Origin of the sequence: Synechococcus sp. CCY9202 (assembly GCF_034931685.1) — a bacterium.
In the GTDB taxonomy this organism is placed as follows: Bacteria; Cyanobacteriota; Cyanobacteriia; order PCC-6307; family Cyanobiaceae; genus CBW1002.
Genome location: NZ_JAYGID010000100.1, coordinates 1 through 17037 on the forward strand (window position 1 = coordinate 1; position 17037 = coordinate 17037).

At 67.5% G+C, this 17037-nt stretch carries 18 protein-coding genes; 9 read left to right on the forward strand and 9 right to left on the reverse strand.

Annotated elements, in window-relative coordinates:
- The coding region (locus VB777_RS12840; RefSeq protein WP_323249442.1) for a single-stranded DNA-binding protein at window positions 1-403 on the reverse strand (403 nt) is incomplete at its 3' end.
- A 61-nt stretch (window positions 404-464) separates the two neighbouring features.
- Here VB777_RS12840 and VB777_RS12845 point away from each other — a divergent pair.
- Entirely contained in the window at window positions 465-1304 is an 840-nt protein-coding gene (locus tag VB777_RS12845) for a precorrin-6A/cobalt-precorrin-6A reductase (protein WP_323249444.1), read from the forward strand.
- Between the two features lie 43 nt (window positions 1305-1347).
- A complete protein-coding gene (gene cutA, locus VB777_RS12850) occupies window positions 1348-1842 on the forward strand; it encodes a divalent-cation tolerance protein CutA (RefSeq protein ID WP_323249446.1) in 495 nt (164 codons plus the stop codon).
- Here cutA and VB777_RS12855 read toward each other — a convergent pair.
- The 4 genes from VB777_RS12855 to VB777_RS12870 form a co-directional block, all read right to left on the reverse strand.
- Window positions 1811-2803 (reverse strand): adenosine kinase, encoded by a 993-nt coding sequence (locus VB777_RS12855; protein ID WP_197156687.1) that lies wholly within the window; start codon window positions 2801-2803, stop codon window positions 1811-1813. The two genes, cutA and VB777_RS12855, sit on opposite strands and share 32 nt — an antisense overlap.
- A gap of 9 nt (window positions 2804-2812) precedes the next feature.
- Entirely contained in the window at window positions 2813-4126 is a 1314-nt protein-coding gene (locus VB777_RS12860; RefSeq protein ID WP_197156685.1) for an adenylosuccinate synthase, read from the reverse strand.
- 280 nt (window positions 4127-4406) lie between these two features.
- Entirely contained in the window at window positions 4407-4829 is a 423-nt protein-coding gene (psb27, locus tag VB777_RS12865) for a photosystem II protein Psb27 (protein ID WP_197170538.1), read from the reverse strand.
- A gap of 56 nt (window positions 4830-4885) precedes the next feature.
- Window positions 4886-6709 (reverse strand): proline--tRNA ligase, encoded by a 1824-nt coding sequence (locus VB777_RS12870; RefSeq protein ID WP_322758474.1) that lies wholly within the window; start codon window positions 6707-6709, stop codon window positions 4886-4888.
- 436 nt (window positions 6710-7145) lie between these two features.
- Between VB777_RS12870 and VB777_RS12875 the strand changes: the two genes are divergently transcribed.
- From VB777_RS12875 to VB777_RS12885, 3 genes are all read left to right on the forward strand, one after another.
- Window positions 7146-7541 carry a hypothetical protein gene (locus VB777_RS12875; protein WP_197158870.1) on the forward strand — a complete coding sequence of 132 codons (396 nt, stop codon included), beginning with the start codon at window positions 7146-7148 and terminating at the stop codon, window positions 7539-7541.
- Between the two features lie 370 nt (window positions 7542-7911).
- Complete coding sequence (locus VB777_RS12880; RefSeq protein WP_323249450.1) at window positions 7912-8253, forward strand: hypothetical protein; 342 nt, start codon at window positions 7912-7914, stop codon at window positions 8251-8253.
- Window positions 8195-8743 carry an inorganic diphosphatase gene (locus VB777_RS12885; RefSeq protein ID WP_197156679.1) on the forward strand — a complete coding sequence of 183 codons (549 nt, stop codon included), beginning with the start codon at window positions 8195-8197 and terminating at the stop codon, window positions 8741-8743. Before VB777_RS12880 ends, VB777_RS12885 begins: the two co-directional genes overlap by 59 nt.
- A gap of 29 nt (window positions 8744-8772) precedes the next feature.
- Here the strand turns inward: VB777_RS12885 and VB777_RS12890 are convergent, their stop codons facing one another.
- Entirely contained in the window at window positions 8773-9483 is a 711-nt protein-coding gene (locus VB777_RS12890) for a class I SAM-dependent methyltransferase (protein WP_197156678.1), read from the reverse strand.
- Between the two features lie 141 nt (window positions 9484-9624).
- Between VB777_RS12890 and VB777_RS12895 the strand changes: the two genes are divergently transcribed.
- Both VB777_RS12895 and VB777_RS12900 read left to right on the forward strand, forming a co-directional pair.
- Window positions 9625-9987 carry a 2Fe-2S iron-sulfur cluster-binding protein gene (locus VB777_RS12895; protein WP_197156676.1) on the forward strand — a complete coding sequence of 121 codons (363 nt, stop codon included), beginning with the start codon at window positions 9625-9627 and terminating at the stop codon, window positions 9985-9987.
- Entirely contained in the window at window positions 9984-10343 is a 360-nt protein-coding gene (locus VB777_RS12900; RefSeq protein ID WP_197156674.1) for a Spx/MgsR family RNA polymerase-binding regulatory protein, read from the forward strand. The genes VB777_RS12895 and VB777_RS12900 overlap by 4 nt, the downstream gene beginning before the upstream one ends.
- A 60-nt stretch (window positions 10344-10403) precedes the next feature.
- On the opposite strand, the gene VB777_RS12905 is transcribed toward VB777_RS12900, so the two are convergent.
- The gene (locus VB777_RS12905) at window positions 10404-12011 is read right to left on the reverse strand and encodes a hypothetical protein (protein ID WP_231605374.1); all 1608 of its coding nucleotides are present in this window, start codon (window positions 12009-12011) and stop codon (window positions 10404-10406) included.
- A 61-nt stretch (window positions 12012-12072) separates the two neighbouring features.
- Between VB777_RS12905 and lepB the strand changes: the two genes are divergently transcribed.
- A complete protein-coding gene (gene lepB, locus VB777_RS12910; RefSeq protein WP_197170535.1) occupies window positions 12073-12846 on the forward strand; it encodes a signal peptidase I in 774 nt (257 codons plus the stop codon).
- On the opposite strand, the gene VB777_RS12915 is transcribed toward lepB, so the two are convergent.
- Together VB777_RS12915 and VB777_RS12920 are read right to left on the reverse strand one after the other, a co-directional pair.
- The gene (locus VB777_RS12915; RefSeq protein WP_323249454.1) at window positions 12812-14080 is read right to left on the reverse strand and encodes a dihydroorotase; all 1269 of its coding nucleotides are present in this window, start codon (window positions 14078-14080) and stop codon (window positions 12812-12814) included. The two genes, lepB and VB777_RS12915, sit on opposite strands and share 35 nt — an antisense overlap.
- Window positions 14081-14088: 8 nt before the next feature.
- Window positions 14089-15429, reverse strand: a complete 1341-nt coding sequence (locus tag VB777_RS12920) for a histidine phosphatase family protein (RefSeq protein ID WP_322758477.1) — start codon at window positions 15427-15429, stop codon at window positions 14089-14091.
- A gap of 106 nt (window positions 15430-15535) precedes the next feature.
- Between VB777_RS12920 and VB777_RS12925 the strand changes: the two genes are divergently transcribed.
- Window positions 15536-17008 carry a CPBP family intramembrane glutamic endopeptidase gene (locus tag VB777_RS12925; protein WP_323249456.1) on the forward strand — a complete coding sequence of 491 codons (1473 nt, stop codon included), beginning with the start codon at window positions 15536-15538 and terminating at the stop codon, window positions 17006-17008.
- Window positions 17009-17037: the final 29 nt, after the last annotated feature.

Below are 17037 nucleotides of genomic sequence, written 5' to 3' on the forward strand. Positions count from 1 at the left end.
GCGCCGCCGCCGCTGGCCGTTGGCCGCCAGCCATCCCAGGGCCCGCTGCTGGGGCCATGCCAGCGCCGCCCAGTGCCGGTCCGCCAGAGCTGCTGCCGTCCGGTCCGATCGGGTGCAGCCGCGAAAGGGTGAATTCCGCCCGCTTCTCCTTGACCCCATCGGGTCGGCTCACGGTGTTGATCCGCAGTCGACCTTCCAGCACCAGCCGCTGGCCCACCTGGACCCGGTTCTGCAGATCCTGGGCGAGGTTGCCCCAGCCCACCACCTTCAGCTGCCCCGGCGGATCATCGGGCCGCAGGCCATCGAGCCGCACCGCCATCTCCGCAATCGGGGTCTGGTTGTCCTGGGTGTAGCGGATCTGGGGAGCCTCCAGCACCTCCACTTCAAGCAAACAGTGATTCACGCCCCGCCGGCCGGTTGATCACCCCATCCTGATGCACCGCTCAAGCCCTGTCGCTGCTCCTGTGGCTCAGGATCGTCTCTGGTTGGTTGCCGGCACGGGCGAAGGGCCGCCGCTGGCGGCCGCTCTGCTGCAACGCGGCTGGCGGGTGCAGGTGAATGTGGTCACGGCCGCGGCCGTGCGCGCCTATGCCCCCCATCCCGCCCTGGAGATTGGGGTGGGCGCCCTCGGGCCGCAGGGTGTGGCGCAGGTGTTGCAGGAGGCCCAGCGGAAGGGGCGCCCCTTCCGCTGGGTCGTGGATGCCAGCCATCCCTTTGCGGTGCGGATCTCAGACGAGCTGCAAAGGGCCTGCGCTGCCCTGGAGCAGCCCCTGCTGCGCCTGCTGCGGGCCGACCCTGCGCGGGAGCCTGCACTGGAGCCGGCGACGGGCAGTGGTGCACCATGGCCGACCACGCCAAAGCCGTCCTCTCCAGAGCCTTTGCTGCTGGAGGGGGTGTCTGCCCTCGAGGGGTGCGGTCCCTGGCAGGGCCGACGGCTGCTGCTGGCGATCGGCTCGCGGCAGTTACCCGAGGCGCTGGCCTCCAGTGAAGGAGCGCGCCACTTCGCCCGGGTGCTGCCGGCTCCCAGTGCCCTGGCCTTGGCCCTGGCGGCCGGCTTGCCCCCCGAGAGGATCGCCTGTCTGCGGCCCGCCGTCGGTGCCGCGGTGGAACGGGCCCTGTGTCGCCGCTGGGCGATCAGTCACGTGCTCTGCCGCCAGTCCGGCGGGCGCACCGAAACCCTCTGGCGAACGCTGGCGGCGGATCTCGGACTGCACTTGCTGTTGCTGCGCGCTCCACAGGAACCACATGCGCGCCAGGGCCTCGCCTGGGCGGCTTTGCTGGAGCGGATCGGCTGGCCCGCTTGAGCCGCTCCAGCATGGGCAGCATCTGAAGCCCCCCATGCCCGCCATGGAGTCCAGCAAAACCGGTTGCCCCCAGGCAGCCGCCATGCAACAGGCGGATCCTCCGCCGGCCGCCATGCCGCAGGCTGGCCATCTGCCGGCCGAGGGTCCCCAGCCTGAACCCAGCGCGGATGGCTCCGCCGGCCCCGCTTCCCTGGTGCTGGCCCTCACCACGGAGGCCGATGTCGAGAGGGCCCAGGTCCTGGCTCGTGTCTTGGTGGAACGGCGGCTGGTGGCCTGTGTCGCCCTGACGCCGCTCCGTTCGATCTACCGCTGGCAGGGGGCGATCGAAACCGCTGAGGAGGTGCAGCTGCTGCTCAAGACCCATGCCTCCCGCCTGGTCGACCTGGAGAGCGCCGTGCGGGCCCTGCACAGCTACGACACGCCCGAGTGGATCCACTGGCCCGTGGCGGCCAGTGCCGCCTACGGGCGGTGGCTGGCCGAGAGCTGCGGGCTTGGCGAAGCTCCACTCAACCCAGGTGGGACGCCACCAGGTCCTTGAGTGAGCCCTGGGGGCGCGGACCCAGCTGGGTCACCACCGCACCGGCACAGAGCGATCCGAGCCGTCCGCAGCGCTCCAGGCTCTCGCCGCGGGTGTAGCCGTACAGGAAGCCGGCGGCGTAGAGGTCCCCGGCTCCGGTTGTATCGATCAGGTTGCCCAGCACCACCGGTTCCACCTGGATCGTGGTGTCGCCGCTGAGGATCAGGGAGCCCTGTTCACTGCGGGTCAGGGCCGCCACCTTGCAGCGGCCCCGCACCTGATCGGCGGCCTCCTCGAAGCTGTTGGCCCGGTAGAGGGCCGTGATCTCCATCTCGTTGGCGAACAGCAGATCGACGTGACCATCAACCAGCTCGAGGAAGCTGTCGCGGTGCCGTTCCACGCAGAAGGCATCGGAGAGGCTCAGGGCCACCTCGCCGCCAGTGGCGCGGATGGCTTCGGCCGCCGCCAGAAAGGCGCGCTTGGCCTCTTCGCTGTCCCAGAGGTAGCCCTCCAGGTAAAGCAGCCTGGCCTGGCTCACCAGGGTGAGGTCGAGGTCGGTGGGATCAAGCCCCACGGATGCCCCCAGATAGGTGCACATGGTGCGCTGGGCATCGGGGGTGACCAGGATCAGGCAGCGGGCCGTGGAGGGGCCGCTGCGGGCTGCGGGGGTGTCGAAATGAGCGCCCACCGAGCGGATGTCGTGGCTGAAGATCGCTCCGAGCTGGTCATCCCGCACCCGGCCGATGAAGCCGGCTCGGCCGCCCAGCTGGGCGATGCCGGCCAGGGTGTTGGCGGCGGAGCCGCCGGAGGTCTCCAGGCCAGGCCCGACACTGGCGTAGAGCTGCTCGGCCTGCTGCTCATCGATCAGGGCCATGGTGCCCTTGGTGAGGCCATGGTCGCCGAGAAAGCGGTCGTCGGCCTGCACCAGCACGTCCACGATGGCGTTGCCGATGCCCACCACGTCGAAGGATTTGGTCGTCATGGCGATGCCTCAGACGTTCAGGAGGGCGCGCTTGGGACCGTGGATCGGATCCTCGACCACGATCGTCTGATCCCGGCTGGCGCCGAGCGACACGATGGCGATCGGTACCTCCATCAGTTCGGCGAGAAAGCGGAGGTACGCCATCGCGGTGCCGGGCAGATCGTCGAGGCTGCGGCAGTCGGCGGTTGAGGTCTGCCAGCCGGGCAGGGTCTCGTAGATCGGTTTGCAGCGGGCGAAGGCTTCGGAGCTGCTGGGGAAATGGACGATGCGCTCGCCGTCGAGTTCGTAGGCGACGCACACCTGGATCTCGTCGAGCTCATCGAGCACGTCCAGCTTGGTGATCGCCAGGCAGTCGAGCCCGTTCACCTGTACGGCGTAGCGACCGATCACGCCGTCGAACCAGCCGCAGCGGCGGCGGCGGCCAGTGGTGGTGCCGTACTCGCCGCCACGATCGCAGAGGTGGTCGTTGAGGCTGCCCTCCAGTTCGGTGGGGAAGGGACCTTCGCCGACGCGGGTGGTGTAGGCCTTGGCCACGCCGATCACCCGGTCGATCAGGGTGGGACCCACGCCGGCTCCGATGCAGGCCCCACCGCTCACCGGGTTGGAGGAGGTGACGTAGGGGTAGGTGCCATGGTCCAGGTCGAGCAGGGTTCCCTGGGCGCCCTCGAACAGGATGTTCTTGCGGGCCCGGGCCGCTTCATGGATGGTGCGGGTGCACTCCACCACGTGGGGGGCGAGGCGCTGGCCGTAGCCCACGTATTCGGCCACCACCGCCTCGAAATCGAGCGGTTCGAGGCCGTAGAGCTTCTGGAGGATCTCGTTCTTCTCGGCCAGGGGGCCGGCGAGCCGGTCGCGCAGGCGGGTCTCATCGAGAAGATCGATCACCCGGATGCCGTTGCGTTCGGCCTTGTCCGCATAGGTGGGGCCGATGCCGCGGCCGGTGGTGCCGATGCGGCGATCGCCGCGCCGCTGTTCCATCGCCTGATCCAGCAGGCGGTGGTAAGGCATGGTCACATGGGCGGTGGACGCCAGCTGCAGGCCGCTCACATCGATGCCCAGGCCGAGCAGCATGTCGAGCTCGACCAGCATCACCTTGGGATCCACCACCGTGCCTGAGCCGATCAGGCAGGTGGTGTCGGCATAGAGAATTCCGGAGGGAATCAGGTGCAGCTTCAGCACCCGACCATCCACCACGATCGTGTGGCCGGCGTTGACGCCTCCCTGGTAGCGCACCACCACATCGGCGGAGCGGCTCAGCAGATCCGTGATCTTTCCCTTCCCCTCGTCACCCCACTGCGCACCGATGACGACAACGTTGGCCAAGGAAGAACACAGCGGCCCGAAGCCGCTTCAAAGCACAATCCGAAAGCCTCTCAGATCAGGTGGCTTTTCGTCAAAATCCCTGGGTCGACCGCCCTGGTGAGCCGGTTTCCATCCCTCCCTTTCGCCAACAGATTTTTTCGGGCCTGACTTCGCAGGCCGCCGCCATGAATCCTGCGACCCGCAGACAGAAAAAGCTGCCCAGACTGGAACGGCGTGTGCTCGTCGTTGGATTGACGCCGTCCTGGGGGGCAGCTCGACGGGCTGAGCGAGGACAGGGGGATCAGGTGCCTCGCACAACGTTGCGTTCGGCTTTCTGCAGCTCTTTCTCCAGCCGCTCCCTCAGGGCATCGGGCAGGGGCCGATTGGCGTAATTGGTGTAGTGGCCGGCCAGGGAGTTGAGCGCCGTCTGCATGGTGGTGAACGAGCTCAGGCCATTGACACTGCTCTGGGGCCGGTAGCGGGCCATGTAGCTGTTGATCAGGGCCCGGGCCTCGGTCTCGGCGGCGGCGTGTCCAGGATCGTCCTGCGGGATCGCGATCGTGGTCAGGAGGCTCTGCGCCACGGCCATGGTGTCGTCCACATAGTTGCCGCTCAGGCCCGAGGAGGCTCCACTGCAGGCCGTGAGCCCGAGCGCCAGGCACAGACCCAGAGCCACCAGTACAGCACGCAACCGGTGCTGGACGCGTTGCCAGAAGGCAGCCATGGGGAATTGGCAAAGGGTTGGGGAATCCTAGGGATTGGACATCGACAGGCCAGCGCTCAGCCCTGGGCCGGGTTGCGCAGACCCTGGCGGCCCGCCTGGATCCGGGGCAGCAGTTCGGCCAGGAGTTCGTCGGCGCTGAGATCCTGCTTGTCACCGCTGGCCCGTTCCACCAGCTCCACCTGGCCGTCAGCGGCGCCGCGGCCCACTACCAGACGCCAGGGGATGCCGATCAGGTCCGCATCCTTGAACTTGACGCCGGCGCGCTCGTTGCGGTCATCCAGCAGCACCTCCAGGCCCGCCTCCTGCAGCTCGCCATACAGCCGCTCAGCCAGGGTCACCTGCTGGCTGTCCTGGCTGCTTGCCACCACCACGATCACCTCGAAGGGCGCGATCGAGACGGGCCAGCAGATGCCGTTGCGGTCGTGGTTCTGTTCCACCGCGGCCTGGGCCAGCCTCGAGACCCCGATGCCGTAGCACCCCATCCACAGGGCCTCGTCGGCTCCGCTCTCGGCGGTGAAACGGGCGTCGAGGGCCTCGGAATACTTGCGGCCCAGCTGGAAGATGTGGCCCACTTCGATGCCTCGGGCCGCCTCCAGTTCCTGGCTCGGGTCGTGCTGGCAGCGGTCGCCAGGCTGGGCGGCGCGCAGATCCAGGGACTCCGGACAGGGGTTGGATGGCCCCCAGCGAGCACCGACGCGGTGGGTGTCGAGGCGGTTGGCCCCGCAGACGAAGCGTTGCAGAGAGGCGGCGGTTCCGTCGGCGAGCCGCAGGAAGCGCGGGGTCCAGTCCCGGGCTCCAGACAGAACCGCATCGCTCAGATCCGGGCCGAGGGAGCCGAAGGGAAGGGGCGCCAGTCCCTGTCGCTCCAGCTGATCGGCCGTGAGCGGGGCCAGCTCGAGCAGGCTGCCCCGTTCCGCACCCAGGCGGGCCTGAACGGCATTGGCCAGCTTGACCTCGTTGAGTTGCTGGTCTCCTCGCAGGCTCACCACCAGGGGCTGGTCAGCGCCATCGGCGAAGCGAGCCAGCAGCAGCAGCACCTTGACGATCTGGCTCGGATCGAAGCCATGCCCGCTGCACAGCTGTTCGATCGTCGTCTGCCCCGGCGTGCTCAGCTCCTGACAGGGCTGGTCCGTGAGCGCCACCGCTTCGGGTGCCAGGGAGACGGCCCGCTCCTGATTGGCGGCGTAGCGGCCGTCGGGGCTGGTGAGAATCAGGTCTTCGCCGGCCTCGGCGGTCACCATGAATTCCTGGCTGGCCGAGCCGCCGATGGCGCCGCTGTCGGCTTCCACCGCCACGGTCCGCAGCCCGCATCGGCTGAAGATGCGGCGGTAGGCCTGATCCATCGCTGCGTAGGTGTCCCTCAGGCAGGCTTCGCTGGCGTGGAAGGAATAGGCATCCTTCATGATGAATTCGCGCCCCCGCATCAGGCCGAAGCGGGGGCGGATCTCATCGCGGAACTTGGTCTGGATCTGGTAGAGGTTCACCGGCAGCTGCCGGTAGGAGCGCAGCAGCTCTGCCGCCAGCGCGGTGATCACCTCTTCATGGGTGGGGCCGAGGCCCAGCTCGCGGCCCTGGCGATCCTCCAGGTGGAACATGATTCCCTCGCCGGCGGTATAGCCGGCCCAGCGACCACTTCTCTCCCAGAGATCAGCAGGCTGGAGCTGGGGCAGCAGTGTCTCGAGGGCCCCGGTGGCGTCCAGCTCCTCACGCACGATCGTCGCAACCTTGCGCAGCACCCGCCAGAGCAGGGGGAGATAGGCGTAGATGCCCGAGGCGATGCGGCGGATGTATCCGGCCCGCAACAGCAGCTTGTGCGAGGCAATCTCAGCTTCGGCCGGATCGTCCCGGAGCGTCACCAGCATCAGGCGGGAGACGCGCATCGTTGTGGGGCAGTGGGTTTGGGAAATTACCACTGCCCAGGGCCTGACTGATGGTCGAAGAATCCTGCAAGGGTGAGCGGGACGGTTGCTGAAGGGGCCTGATCCCACGGCGGAGCCCCTGGCACACCTGGAAAGCTCTGCTAACGTCTGGCGCGTTTCCCACCTGTCTAACTGTCGTCTCATGCCACCCTTCCCAGGAACAAACGGTGGAGCGGGAGGGCTGGCTTCGAGCGCTGCGGCGCCTGTTTCGGCGGTGGCCAGCGGCTTCACCGGTCTGGCACCGGGCCTGCGCAGTGCCCCTGCTGCGACTCCCCCTTCTCCGCCCCGAGGGGTGGGTTATGGGGCAGTGGCTCCATCTGGATATGTTCTGGCCGCGTCCGGACCTGATCGCCCCGCCAGCGAACAGGAGCCGCCTGCCGCAGGGGCCGCTGCAGCGATTACCCCGGAGGGACTGATCGGCATTGATGAGGTCCAGAAGGCGCTCAACCGTTCAAGGGCTTCGGTCTATCGCTACACCAACACCGATCCGCGCAACCTCAATCCCCCCTTCAATCCACGCAAGCTCAATCCCGAGTACCGAAGCGACCAGAAGGATCCGCTGCTGTTCCATCCCCATGAGGTGGCTCGCTTCGCCCGGGATGTCCTGAGGATCAAGGAGGTGACCGTGGAGGTGCTCAACTCGCCGTCGACCGCGACCCAGCAGCTGCTCACATCGATTCTTGATGAGCTGCGCGCGATCCGCAGCCGTCTCGATGCGTTCGAGGAGGGCTCAGCCCCCCTGCCTGCGCCTGCCCACCGCGACAGCTTTGATCAGGCGCGACCGGCAGCCTGAGGAATCGCCAGCGAGCAGCCTGAGGAATCGCCAGCGATCCGTCATCGTCGACATCTGCCGTAGTGACATCCGCAGAGCCAGAAGCTGCACTGGCTCAATCGGCGGACTCAAATGAGGCGCTTGAGTTGTTGCCAAACTGGATGCATCGCTTGCCTGCAGGGAGACGTAAGATTCCTGTTCCTTCTTTCATCCCCGTCTTCAGGACCCCTCAGGCCGTTCGTCCCTTCCTGTGCTCCAGCTGCTGCGGCTCCTCATTCCCTCCTTAGGGCAGTGCCATGAGTTCCGCAGCTGAGCCGTCGCCACAGGTAGGACCCTTCAGGTCAGTTGCCCCTCCGGCCGCGGCTGACTTGCTCGTGGGTTCCGCTTTTTCATGGACCATCCTCCTCCTGCCACCGCCTCACTGATCGGGGCCTTGCTCCAGACCACTCCTGAAGATCAGAAGCAAGACGGTCTCGATACCGGTCAGGAATCCCTTGAGGAGCCCCCCAGTCCGGGGCTGATCCAGCTCTCGCTCTCTCCCATTCTGGGCTTCACCATCGCCCTTGCCACCGTTCTCGTGCCCCTCGGTAGCGTGATGGCTCAACGGCCCACCTGGCTGCCTTCCGCCGCGGCTCCAGGGCCTGCCGTGACAATCCCCCTGCGCGAGACGGGCCATGGATCTCAGCAAACTGGCGGCCTGTCCGGCACCGGGACTGGTCAATCTGATCGTTGAGATCCCGGCCGGCAGTCGCAACAAATATGAGTACAACGCGGAGGCCGGCATCATGGCCCTCGACCGGGTGCTGCACTCTTCGGTGCGCTACCCCTTCGACTATGGCTTTGTCCCCAACACCCTTGCGGAGGATGGCGCTCCGCTCGATGCCATGGTGATCATGGAAGAGCCAACCTTTGCCGGTTGTTTGATCACTGCGCGCCCGATCGGCATCCTCGACATGATCGACTGTGGTGCCAACGACGGCAAGTTGCTCTGCGTGCCGGCTGCCGATGCGCGTCAGGTTGGCGTGCGCAGTATCCGCCAGATCTCACCGAATCAGCTGGAGGATGTGGCTGAATTCTTCCGCACTTACAAAAGTATCGAGGGCCGCAAAACCACCATCACCGGCTGGCTGGATGTGGTGGAAGTACCCGCTCTGCTGCAGCGTTGTATGGAAGCTGCCCAGCTTGCCAACACCCCCATCTCGGTTCCATCCCTGGATCCCTGAGAGCGGGTGGGGGCTATATCACGACTTCCTCAACGTGCTCGCTGCAGCAGGAAGCCTTCGTAGTTGAGAGCCTGAAAGATCCGGGCAGGATCACTGAATCCCGCCGCGTTCACCAGGGCGCCGAGCCGGGCCAGGCCGATCGGGTGGGTCTGCTCCGTGAGAGGCGCCAGCTCCTCGGCGGCGGCATCAAGGCCGCTGGCCTCCTGGAAGCCGATCCAGGCAGCCTCGACCTGCTTCCGCAAGGGGGAACGCTCCGGCTGCATCCGATCCACCAGCACCAGCTGACCGCCCGGCTGCAGGCTGCGGCAGAGGGCGCTGAGGAAGGCCAGCTTGCTGCCGTCATCAGGGAGCGACTGCAACACCAGCACCGAAAGGGCGCCGGCAAAGCGTCCCTGCGACGCCTCGTCCTCGGCAAGTGCTTCAACCGTGCTCTGGCGCCAGTCGATCCTGCCGCCGCCTAAGAGCCGGCCCCGGGCGATGGCCAGCATCTCGGCGGAGGGATCGGTGGCGGTGAGGCTCCAATCGGGTCGCTGAGCCTGGGCTTCGAGCAGTTCGGAACCCGTACCGCAGCCGGCCACAAGGATGGCAGCTCCCTCACGGCTGGCCAAGGGCGAGGCTGCCAGCAGGGCCACGGCCAGGCGGGCCAGGCTGGCGTAACCCGGGATCAGCCGCTGGACCACCCGCTCGTAACCGTCATTATCGGCCGGGTGGCTGGTGTCGCTCTGGCGTTCCTCGACCACGGCTGGTGCGGATTGGAGGGTGAGCCGCGATGCTACGGGCGCTTTGCCTCCTCAACACTCCGTTTCAGGCGGGCCGTAACTGCAGGGGATGCTGCGGTGGGTGCCCTAAGTTGGGCGGCGCCCATTCCCCCCGGATCGACCGTGCCCACCATCCGTTTTGAACGCGAAGGCCAGCAGGTCGGTTGCATCGAAGGAGCCAATCTTCGTAAGGCAGCCTTGGATGCGGGCATCAACCCTTACAAGGGCCTCAACAACGTCAACAATTGCGGCGGCCTTGGCCAGTGCGGCACCTGCGTGGTCGAGGTGCTCGAGGGCCAGCGCAATCTCTCCCCCCGCAGTGATGTCGAGGAGGTGTACCTGGCTGATCGTCCGGCGAACTACCGCCTCAGCTGCCGCACGGCCGTCAACGGGGACGTGACCGTCCGTACCCGCCCTGATGCAGGCGTGGGCAAGGGCTCCAACAGCCTGGTGGGTGCACTCAAGGCTCTGGTCGGCAAGAAGTGAGCGGCTGGCGTCTCTACGCCTATGCCCAGTGCTCCACCTGCCGCAAGGCCCAGCAGTGGCTGGCCAGCCAGGGCCTCAAGCCTGAGCTGCTGGACATCACCCTCACCCCTCCCACACGCCTGGAACTGGCGGCGGCGCTGGAGCAGCTCGGTCGCCGTCGCCTGTTCAACACCAGTGGGCAGAGCTATCGGGCTCTCGGTGCAGCGGCTGTCAAGGCCATGGATGATGAGGCTGCCCTTGATGCCCTGGAAGCGGATGGCAAGCTGATCAAGCGGCCCTTCCTGGTGCGCGGCGACGGGCGGATCCTGACCGGCTTCTCGCTTGAAGAGTGGCAGACCTTCTGTCTGGATGCCTGAGGCTCAGGCTCCCTGTGGTTCAGGCTCTGTCGTGGACATGGGCAGGCAGCCATCCAGTCGTCACCGTCCTCCGCGCTTCGGATTCTGCCCCTGTCTGCCTGTGTCGCCTGGATCAGTCTCAACGCCTCCTGCTCCTTGAATGGTTCCGTCATGGCCAGCCAGTGAGGATGGCAGGGTGATTTCTTCGAGCTCCTCGATGAGGGCCTCGATGCTGGCTCGGTTGATCTGGCCGAGGTAGGTCCGCTTCAGCTGCTCCAGCAGCGAGCAGAGCAGCGCCTGGGATCGCAGCAGTGCCTCCCCATTTTCGAGGGCGGAGGCCAGTTCTTCCCAGAAGCGGTCGATGAAGCGCTGCAGCAGCTCCAGCTGTAGATCATCCCGGCGCTGCAGACGCTCGCCGGTGCCTCGGGAGACGTCCAGCAGACTTTCCACCATGCCGTTGGCCAGCTGCCGGCTCAGCCCCTGCTCCATCTGCATCAGCAGCTGAATCCGCCGCAGCGGCCCCGGCACGATCGTGTTCTGCAGGCTCTGCTGCAGGGCATGCCCCAGAACTCCCTGGATCTCTGGCTCCAACCGGGGCGCCACCTGGTTGAGCAGCAGCGGTGCCCAGATGCGCACCAGCTCCACCAGTTCCTGTTCGTCGGGGCTGATCACGCTCTGGTGGCTGCGCAGGGCCCGAAGCCGCTCAGGCCACCGCCGCGAGCGCACAAGCTGCTGGATCCCGTCGACCAGCTGCAGGGACAGCACCTCAAACAGTTCCACCGCCAGCATCGCCACCACCCCGCGGCTGATCACTGCCCGCAGCGGCTCGATGTTGATCAGGCCGCTGGACTGCAGGCGTTCCACCACAGGCACCAGGCGCAGCCAGCGCCAGAAGGGCAGCAGCAAGGGCAGATCAATCCAGCGTCGCAGCAGCGCATCCCTCCAGCTCAGCCCGGGCAGTCGCCGCCGGATCCGCAGGCAGCGCAGGAGGATGTCCAGGGCGAAGACGCTCTGAAACAGCACCAGGTCGTAGAACCAGAAGTGGTCGGTGGGGCGGCCGTTTTCGTCGATCGACCGCCAATAGTTGGTGGCGACCAGGGGCAGGAGCTGCTCCCGCCAGAAGACCCGCTCCGTGGCCCAGGGGTGGCTGCTCAGCCAGGCCGGATCGAGCAGTTCGGCCGAGGCCTGTTTGGCCGAGGTCTCGTCGGCCCGCTGCCGCAGCAGATTCTTGATCTTCTCGAGTGTGCCGGAGGCGTTGGCGGCCAGGAAGGGATTGCTGTCGATCATCTGCTGCGTCAGCTTCACCTGCTTCGCCAGCAGCCGCCGCTGCTCAGCGCTGAAGCTGTCTGCTGGTGAGCTTCCCTTTGGGGATGCGCCGGTCTGCAGGGAGTGATCCAGGCGCTCGAACTGATCGAGGTAGGCCTGGGTTTCGCGGTGGGGTTCGATGCCCTTGATCGGATCCACCAGGGGGGTGAGATCCGGCAGAAAGGGCACCGGCACCCGCAGGGGCAGGGATTGCAGTGGATACAGATTGCGCTGCAGCCAGAAATTGCGCAGGGGGATGTAGGTGAGATCAAAGGCCACCCACAGAAGATTCACCGTTGCCCACAGGGCCACAAAGCGATCCCACGCCAGGGCGAGGGTGCTGCGGGGGCGTGGGACCTGAGCTTGCCAGCGGGGTCGTGCCATGAAGGGGCAGCGGGCCGATCTCTGCCTAATCTGCCTTCCTCGGGCCAAGCCGCCGCCGTCGATGAGTGCATTGAGCGATCCCCTACCCCATCCGCCCAACGACGATGACGTTCCTGGGGCGCGGCCCGATCCACCCGCTGTTCAGGATGAAACGCCCCATCCGCATGCGGCCGAGAACCCCTGGGCCTTCTGGCGCAGTGTGCTGATCACCCTGGCGGTGGCCCTGGGTATCCGCCAGTTTCTGATGGAGGCCCGGTACATCCCTTCCGGGTCGATGTTGCCGGGCCTGCAGATCCAGGATCGCCTGCTGGTGGAGAAGCTCTCCTACCGCAGCCGCGAACCACGTCGCGGCGAGATCGTGGTGTTCCATTCCCCCTATCACTTTGATCCGGTCCTGACCGGCGAGAGCTCCCCCAATCCACTCCGTTGCCTCCTGGTCAACCTGCCCTTCATCGGCACCCTGCCGGGCCTGCAGGTGCCGGCCTGCGATGCCTACATCAAGCGGGTGGTGGCTGTGCCGGGTGATCGGGTTGCGGTGGATCCCCGAGGTCAGGTGTTCATCGATGGCAAGAGGCTGAACGAGCCCTACGTGCACAACTACTGCCCCGTGGACAGCCAGGGCATCGGCCCCTGCCGCACCCTCAACACCGTGGTGCCGCCTGGCCACGTTCTGGTGCTGGGCGACAACCGCGCCAACAGCTGGGATGGTCGCTTCTGGCCCGGCGGCAACTTCCTGCCCCAGAAGGAGATCATCGGCCGGGCGTTCTGGCGGTTCTTCCCCTTTGATCAGATGGGCAGCCTCAGCCCATCAGGCACCAGTCCGCAGGATCCATGAGTCCGCTGGCCCGCACCCGTCCCACCAGGGGCTGCCCCCAATGCAACTGGTTGGCGGCCAGCGACCGGCAACTCCCACCGTCCCAGTTCCAGGACGCTGCAGGATCGAACAGAATCCAGCGGTCACTGGGGACGATCAGGCTCTCGGGTCGTTCCCCCAGCAGGGCAGCCGGACCCCAGCAGAGCACCTGCCAGAGCTCCGCCACGGTCCAGCCCCTGCCCACGACCAGTTCTTGCCAGAGCAGGGACAGGGCCAGCCCATGGCCGGCCACGCCGGCGCGTCGCTGATCCACCGGCAGCAGCCGTTCCTCGGCATCAAGCGGCTGGTGTTGCACTGCCACCGCCGTGATCAATCCCTCCGCCAGGGCTGCGATCAGGGCCTCCCGATCGGCCGGATTGCCCAGGGAGGGGACCACCCGCCAGCCTTCATCACTTGGATCGAGACGGCCGCTGTCGGCCAGCAGGTGCCACCAGCTCACCGTCGTCGGCGGTGGCTGGCGATGGCGGCGCAGCTGCTCCACCGCTTCGCTGGTGGAGAGGTTCATCAGCACCAGTCGGGCTGAGGGATGGGCCTCGCCAAGGGCCAGTAAGGTCTGAAGGGGAAGGGTTTCGCTCACCACCGGATCCAGGGGCCAGCCGGCCCGCAGGCCCTCCACCCGTTCCCGAACAAACCCCTGACGCGTCAGCTGGGCCTCCCGCGGAGCCAGCAGCACCGGCCGTTCGGCCATCTCCGCCAGCCGAAAGCTGCTCTCCAGCAGCGCTAGGGGAGGCAGGTGGTCATCGCCGGCCAGGCCAAGGGCTCCGGTGGCCAGTTGATCGGCGTGGGGGGCCAGATCCTGATCGGCACCCTTGAGACTGAGGCTGCCCCAGAGGCGCAGGCGCAGGGGCTCTGGCCAGTGCAGCTTCAGGCGCTCGGGCCGGTCGCGCCAGTCGTGGGCACGCGGCAGCAGGGCCACGGTGCCATAGCCCCCAGTCACGGCTGCCGCAGCCAGGCTGCTCAGGGTTTCGGCGCGGCCGTCCCATGGATCTTCGAGAACGCTGTGGGGATCCACCAGGGGAGGCGCCAGCCAGCAGCCGCCAGCGTCGACACGCACAACGGGTGCCAGAGGCAGGAGACGGCGGGCCTCATCGCCCTCAGCCACCAGGCGACGGTCCTCGAGCAGCACGTCGGTGGTGCTGGGCTGCTGCTGCGGGCCTGGCAGCAGCGTCACTCCTTCCAGCAGATGGCGCACCATCGGCCGGATCAGAGGGCTCCCGCCGCGGTGCGGTCCAGGACCCCGCCGAGGTGGGCGGTCAGGTTGAGGCAGCTCACCACCGCTCCTGCCGCCACGCCGTGGGGATAGTCGATCACGGTCACACCACCGTTGCCCTGCTTGATCGCCCAGATGTCAGCCGGCCGGAGGCCCAGCAGGCCACAGAGGATCGTCTTGTTGACGGCGTCGTGGGCCACAACCAGGGCCGTTTCCTCGTGATCGAGGCTGGCGGCGATCACGTCCCAGGTGTGCAGGGAGCGATCCGACACGTGCTGGATCGTTTCCCCCTCCGGCATCAGCACCGTCTCCGGTGCCCGTTTCCAGTCAGCCAGCAGCTGCGGCCAGCGCTCAGCGATCTCGGCTTCGAGACAGCCCTCCCAGAGGCCATGGCCGATCTCCACCAGCCCGTCGGTGCTGGTGAGCGGCACACCGGGATGGTCTTCGAGAATCACCTCGGCGGTGCGACGCGGCCGTGACATCGAGCTGGTGTAGGCCCGCTGCAGGCTCTGATCCGCCAGGAAGGACCTGGCGGCCTGGGCCTGGGCCAGGCCATTGGCGTTCAAGGGAATATCGATCTGGCCCTGAAAACGCCCCTGGCGGTTCCAGTCGGTTTCGCCGTGGCGCACCAGCAGCAGCCTCGGTCCATCGCCCTTGACCGGCAGGCCGCGGCCGAGATGAACCGTGCCGTTCAGCGACTCGATCTGGACCTCCGGATCGCTGGCCGAGCCGCTCAGGTTCAGCACCGACACCGAGGCGTTATCGAGGCGCAGTCGGCGGAACTCACGGGCGGGCAGGCCCAGCAGGGTGAGCAGCAGGCAGCGCAGGATGCCGTTATGGGCCACCACCAGCACCGTGCTCGTGCTGGCGCTGGTCACGGCCTCGGCGTGATCCCGAAGCAACCCGTTCAGCCAGTCCCGGGACTGGACCATCAGCTCCTCGAGGGGGCGGTAACAGCTGCCGTCGGGGCGGCTGAATTCCAGGGTCTCGGGCGCCTCCCGCCAGCGGCGTTCCTCCTCGGGAAAGGTCTGCCTCAGCTCGCTGCGCAGCAGGCCGGTCCAGGGGGTCAGATCAATTTCCAGCAGCCCGTCGTTCGCTGTGGCCTGCAGGGACGTGCCCTGCGCCTGCAGCAGCTCTCGGGCCGTGTCACGGGCCCGGCTGAGGGGGGAGCAGTAGGCGGCGGCGAGGGGCAGATCCCGAAGGGCCTCACCGGTGCGGCGGGCCTGCTCGTGGCCCTCGGCGGTGAGGCTGGAGAGATCGTCGCGTCCCTGAATGCGGTGCTCGGTGTTGAAGGTGCTCAGCCCGTGACGGACCAGAACCAACCGGAGGGACACGGAGCTGTGGCGCAGGTGCGGCCATCGTATGGGAGGGGTCGGGAGCCAGGTCGCGGGGGGTGTGCGGCCCCTGCAGACCAGAATCCCAGGGCCACCGGCGCACTGCATGGCTCCGTCCTCCGCAACCTGGAAGCCCGCCCTGGCGTTCCTCAGCCTGGCTCTGAGTGCCCTGGTCTGGTTCAACGGCCTGCTCGACAGCCTGCAGCGGCCGTCGGTGGCCACCGCCCTCGATCTGCGCCAGCTGGAGCTGGCTGCTCTGGCGGCGCCGGCGGTTCCCGCTCCGTTGCAGCCCCTGCTGGTGGGGGCCGATCCGCTGGAAGCGTTGCGGAGGGAGTTGCAACGACTCGATGGCGACACGGCTGGACTGACCGCTCCGCCGCTGCGGCTGCAGTGGGCCCTGCTTGAGCGTGGCCGCGGCGACGACGCCCAGGCCCGGGCGTTGCTGCAGGATTTACGCGCAACCGCCGAGCTTCCCCCCTCCCGGCGCCCCCTGCTCGATGCCCTGCTGGGGTCTCCCTCCCCCTCCCGGTCCGGTGAGGAACCGGCGGCCAGCCCTTCGGCTCTGGCGGTCGCTGATCCCGCCCTGCTGGCCGCCCTGACGCCCGACGACCTGATCGCCACTCTGCTGGAGCCGTGGTCACCCTCGCCGCTGTTGCGGCGCCTGGGCTGCGAGCAGCTCAGCGCTGATGCCGAGGATCGGCCGCTGCGATGCCTGGAGGCGGGCCCTGCCCGTGCAGCCCTCTGGCGGCTGGTCGGCATCAACCTGCTGCCCGCTCTGCTGTTGCTGCTCGGACTGGCCCTGCTGGTGCGGCAGCTGTGGCTGGCCTGGCGTGGTCGCCAGGCGCCCCTTCCCCCCTTGCAGGGCCCCACCCTCTCCGGTGTGGATGTGACCCTGCTGATCGCCGGTGGTTTCGTGCTGCTGGGTGAAGTGCTCACCCCGCTGCTGCTCGGCCCGCTGCTCAGCTCCGCAGTGGCCGCACTCGGGGTGGACCTGGCTTTGGGCCAGGGGCTGCAGGTGCTCGGGCTCTATCTGGGGCTGATGGCCGCCCCCCTGACCCTGCTCGCTGTCCTGTTGGCTGGGTTGGGACCTGTACCGGAGGGTGGCTGGTTGCAGTGGCGCTGGCGGCCGCTCAGCCTCAGCCTCCGCTGGGCCGCCTCCCACCTGGTGATGGTGTTGCCGGTGGTGGCCCTGACCGGCTGGATCCTGCAGTGGATCTGGAGTGATCCAAGCGGCAGCAATCCTCTGCTGGAGCTGGTGCTCACCAGCGGCAACTCTGCGGCGCTGCTCTGTTTTGCCGCGACGGCCATGGTGCTGGCACCTCTGTTCGAGGAGACCCTGTTCCGAGGCGTGCTGCTGCCGGTCCTGGCGCGGCGTCTCGGTGGTACGGGAGGCGTGCTCGGCAGTGCGGCCCTCTTCGCCCTGGCCCACCTCAGCCTGGGCGAGCTGGCGCCCTTGTTTGTGCTGGGTCTGGGGCTGGGCTGGCTGCGGTTGCGCAGCGGCCGGCTCGGGGCCTGCGTCCTGATGCATGGCCTCTGGAATGCCCTCACCTTCTCCAACCTGCTGTTGCTTGGGGGCTGAGCCTGGAGCGGGCTGTGCTGTGCCGATTT

Bases quoted from the DNA above. Each gene is read 5' to 3' on its own strand.
- cutA (WP_323249446.1), top strand. From the start codon at position 1,348: ATGGAGTCCAGCAAAACCGGTTGCCCCCAGGCAGCCGCCATGCAACAG.
- VB777_RS12905 (WP_231605374.1), bottom strand. From the start codon at position 12,011: ATGGCACGACCCCGCTGGCAAGCTCAGGTCCCACGCCCCCGCAGCACC.
- VB777_RS12885 (WP_197156679.1), top strand. From the start codon at position 8,195: ATGGATCTCAGCAAACTGGCGGCCTGTCCGGCACCGGGACTGGTCAAT.
- lepB (WP_197170535.1), top strand. From the start codon at position 12,073: ATGAGTGCATTGAGCGATCCCCTACCCCATCCGCCCAACGACGATGAC.
- VB777_RS12855 (WP_197156687.1), bottom strand. From the start codon at position 2,803: ATGACGACCAAATCCTTCGACGTGGTGGGCATCGGCAACGCCATCGTG.
- VB777_RS12925 (WP_323249456.1), top strand. From the start codon at position 15,536: ATGGCTCCGTCCTCCGCAACCTGGAAGCCCGCCCTGGCGTTCCTCAGC.
- psb27 (WP_197170538.1), bottom strand. From the start codon at position 4,829: ATGGCTGCCTTCTGGCAACGCGTCCAGCACCGGTTGCGTGCTGTACTG.
- VB777_RS12915 (WP_323249454.1), bottom strand. From the start codon at position 14,080: ATGGTGCGCCATCTGCTGGAAGGAGTGACGCTGCTGCCAGGCCCGCAG.
- VB777_RS12870 (WP_322758474.1), bottom strand. From the start codon at position 6,709: ATGCGCGTCTCCCGCCTGATGCTGGTGACGCTCCGGGACGATCCGGCC.
- VB777_RS12880 (WP_323249450.1), top strand. From the start codon at position 7,912: ATGGACCATCCTCCTCCTGCCACCGCCTCACTGATCGGGGCCTTGCTC.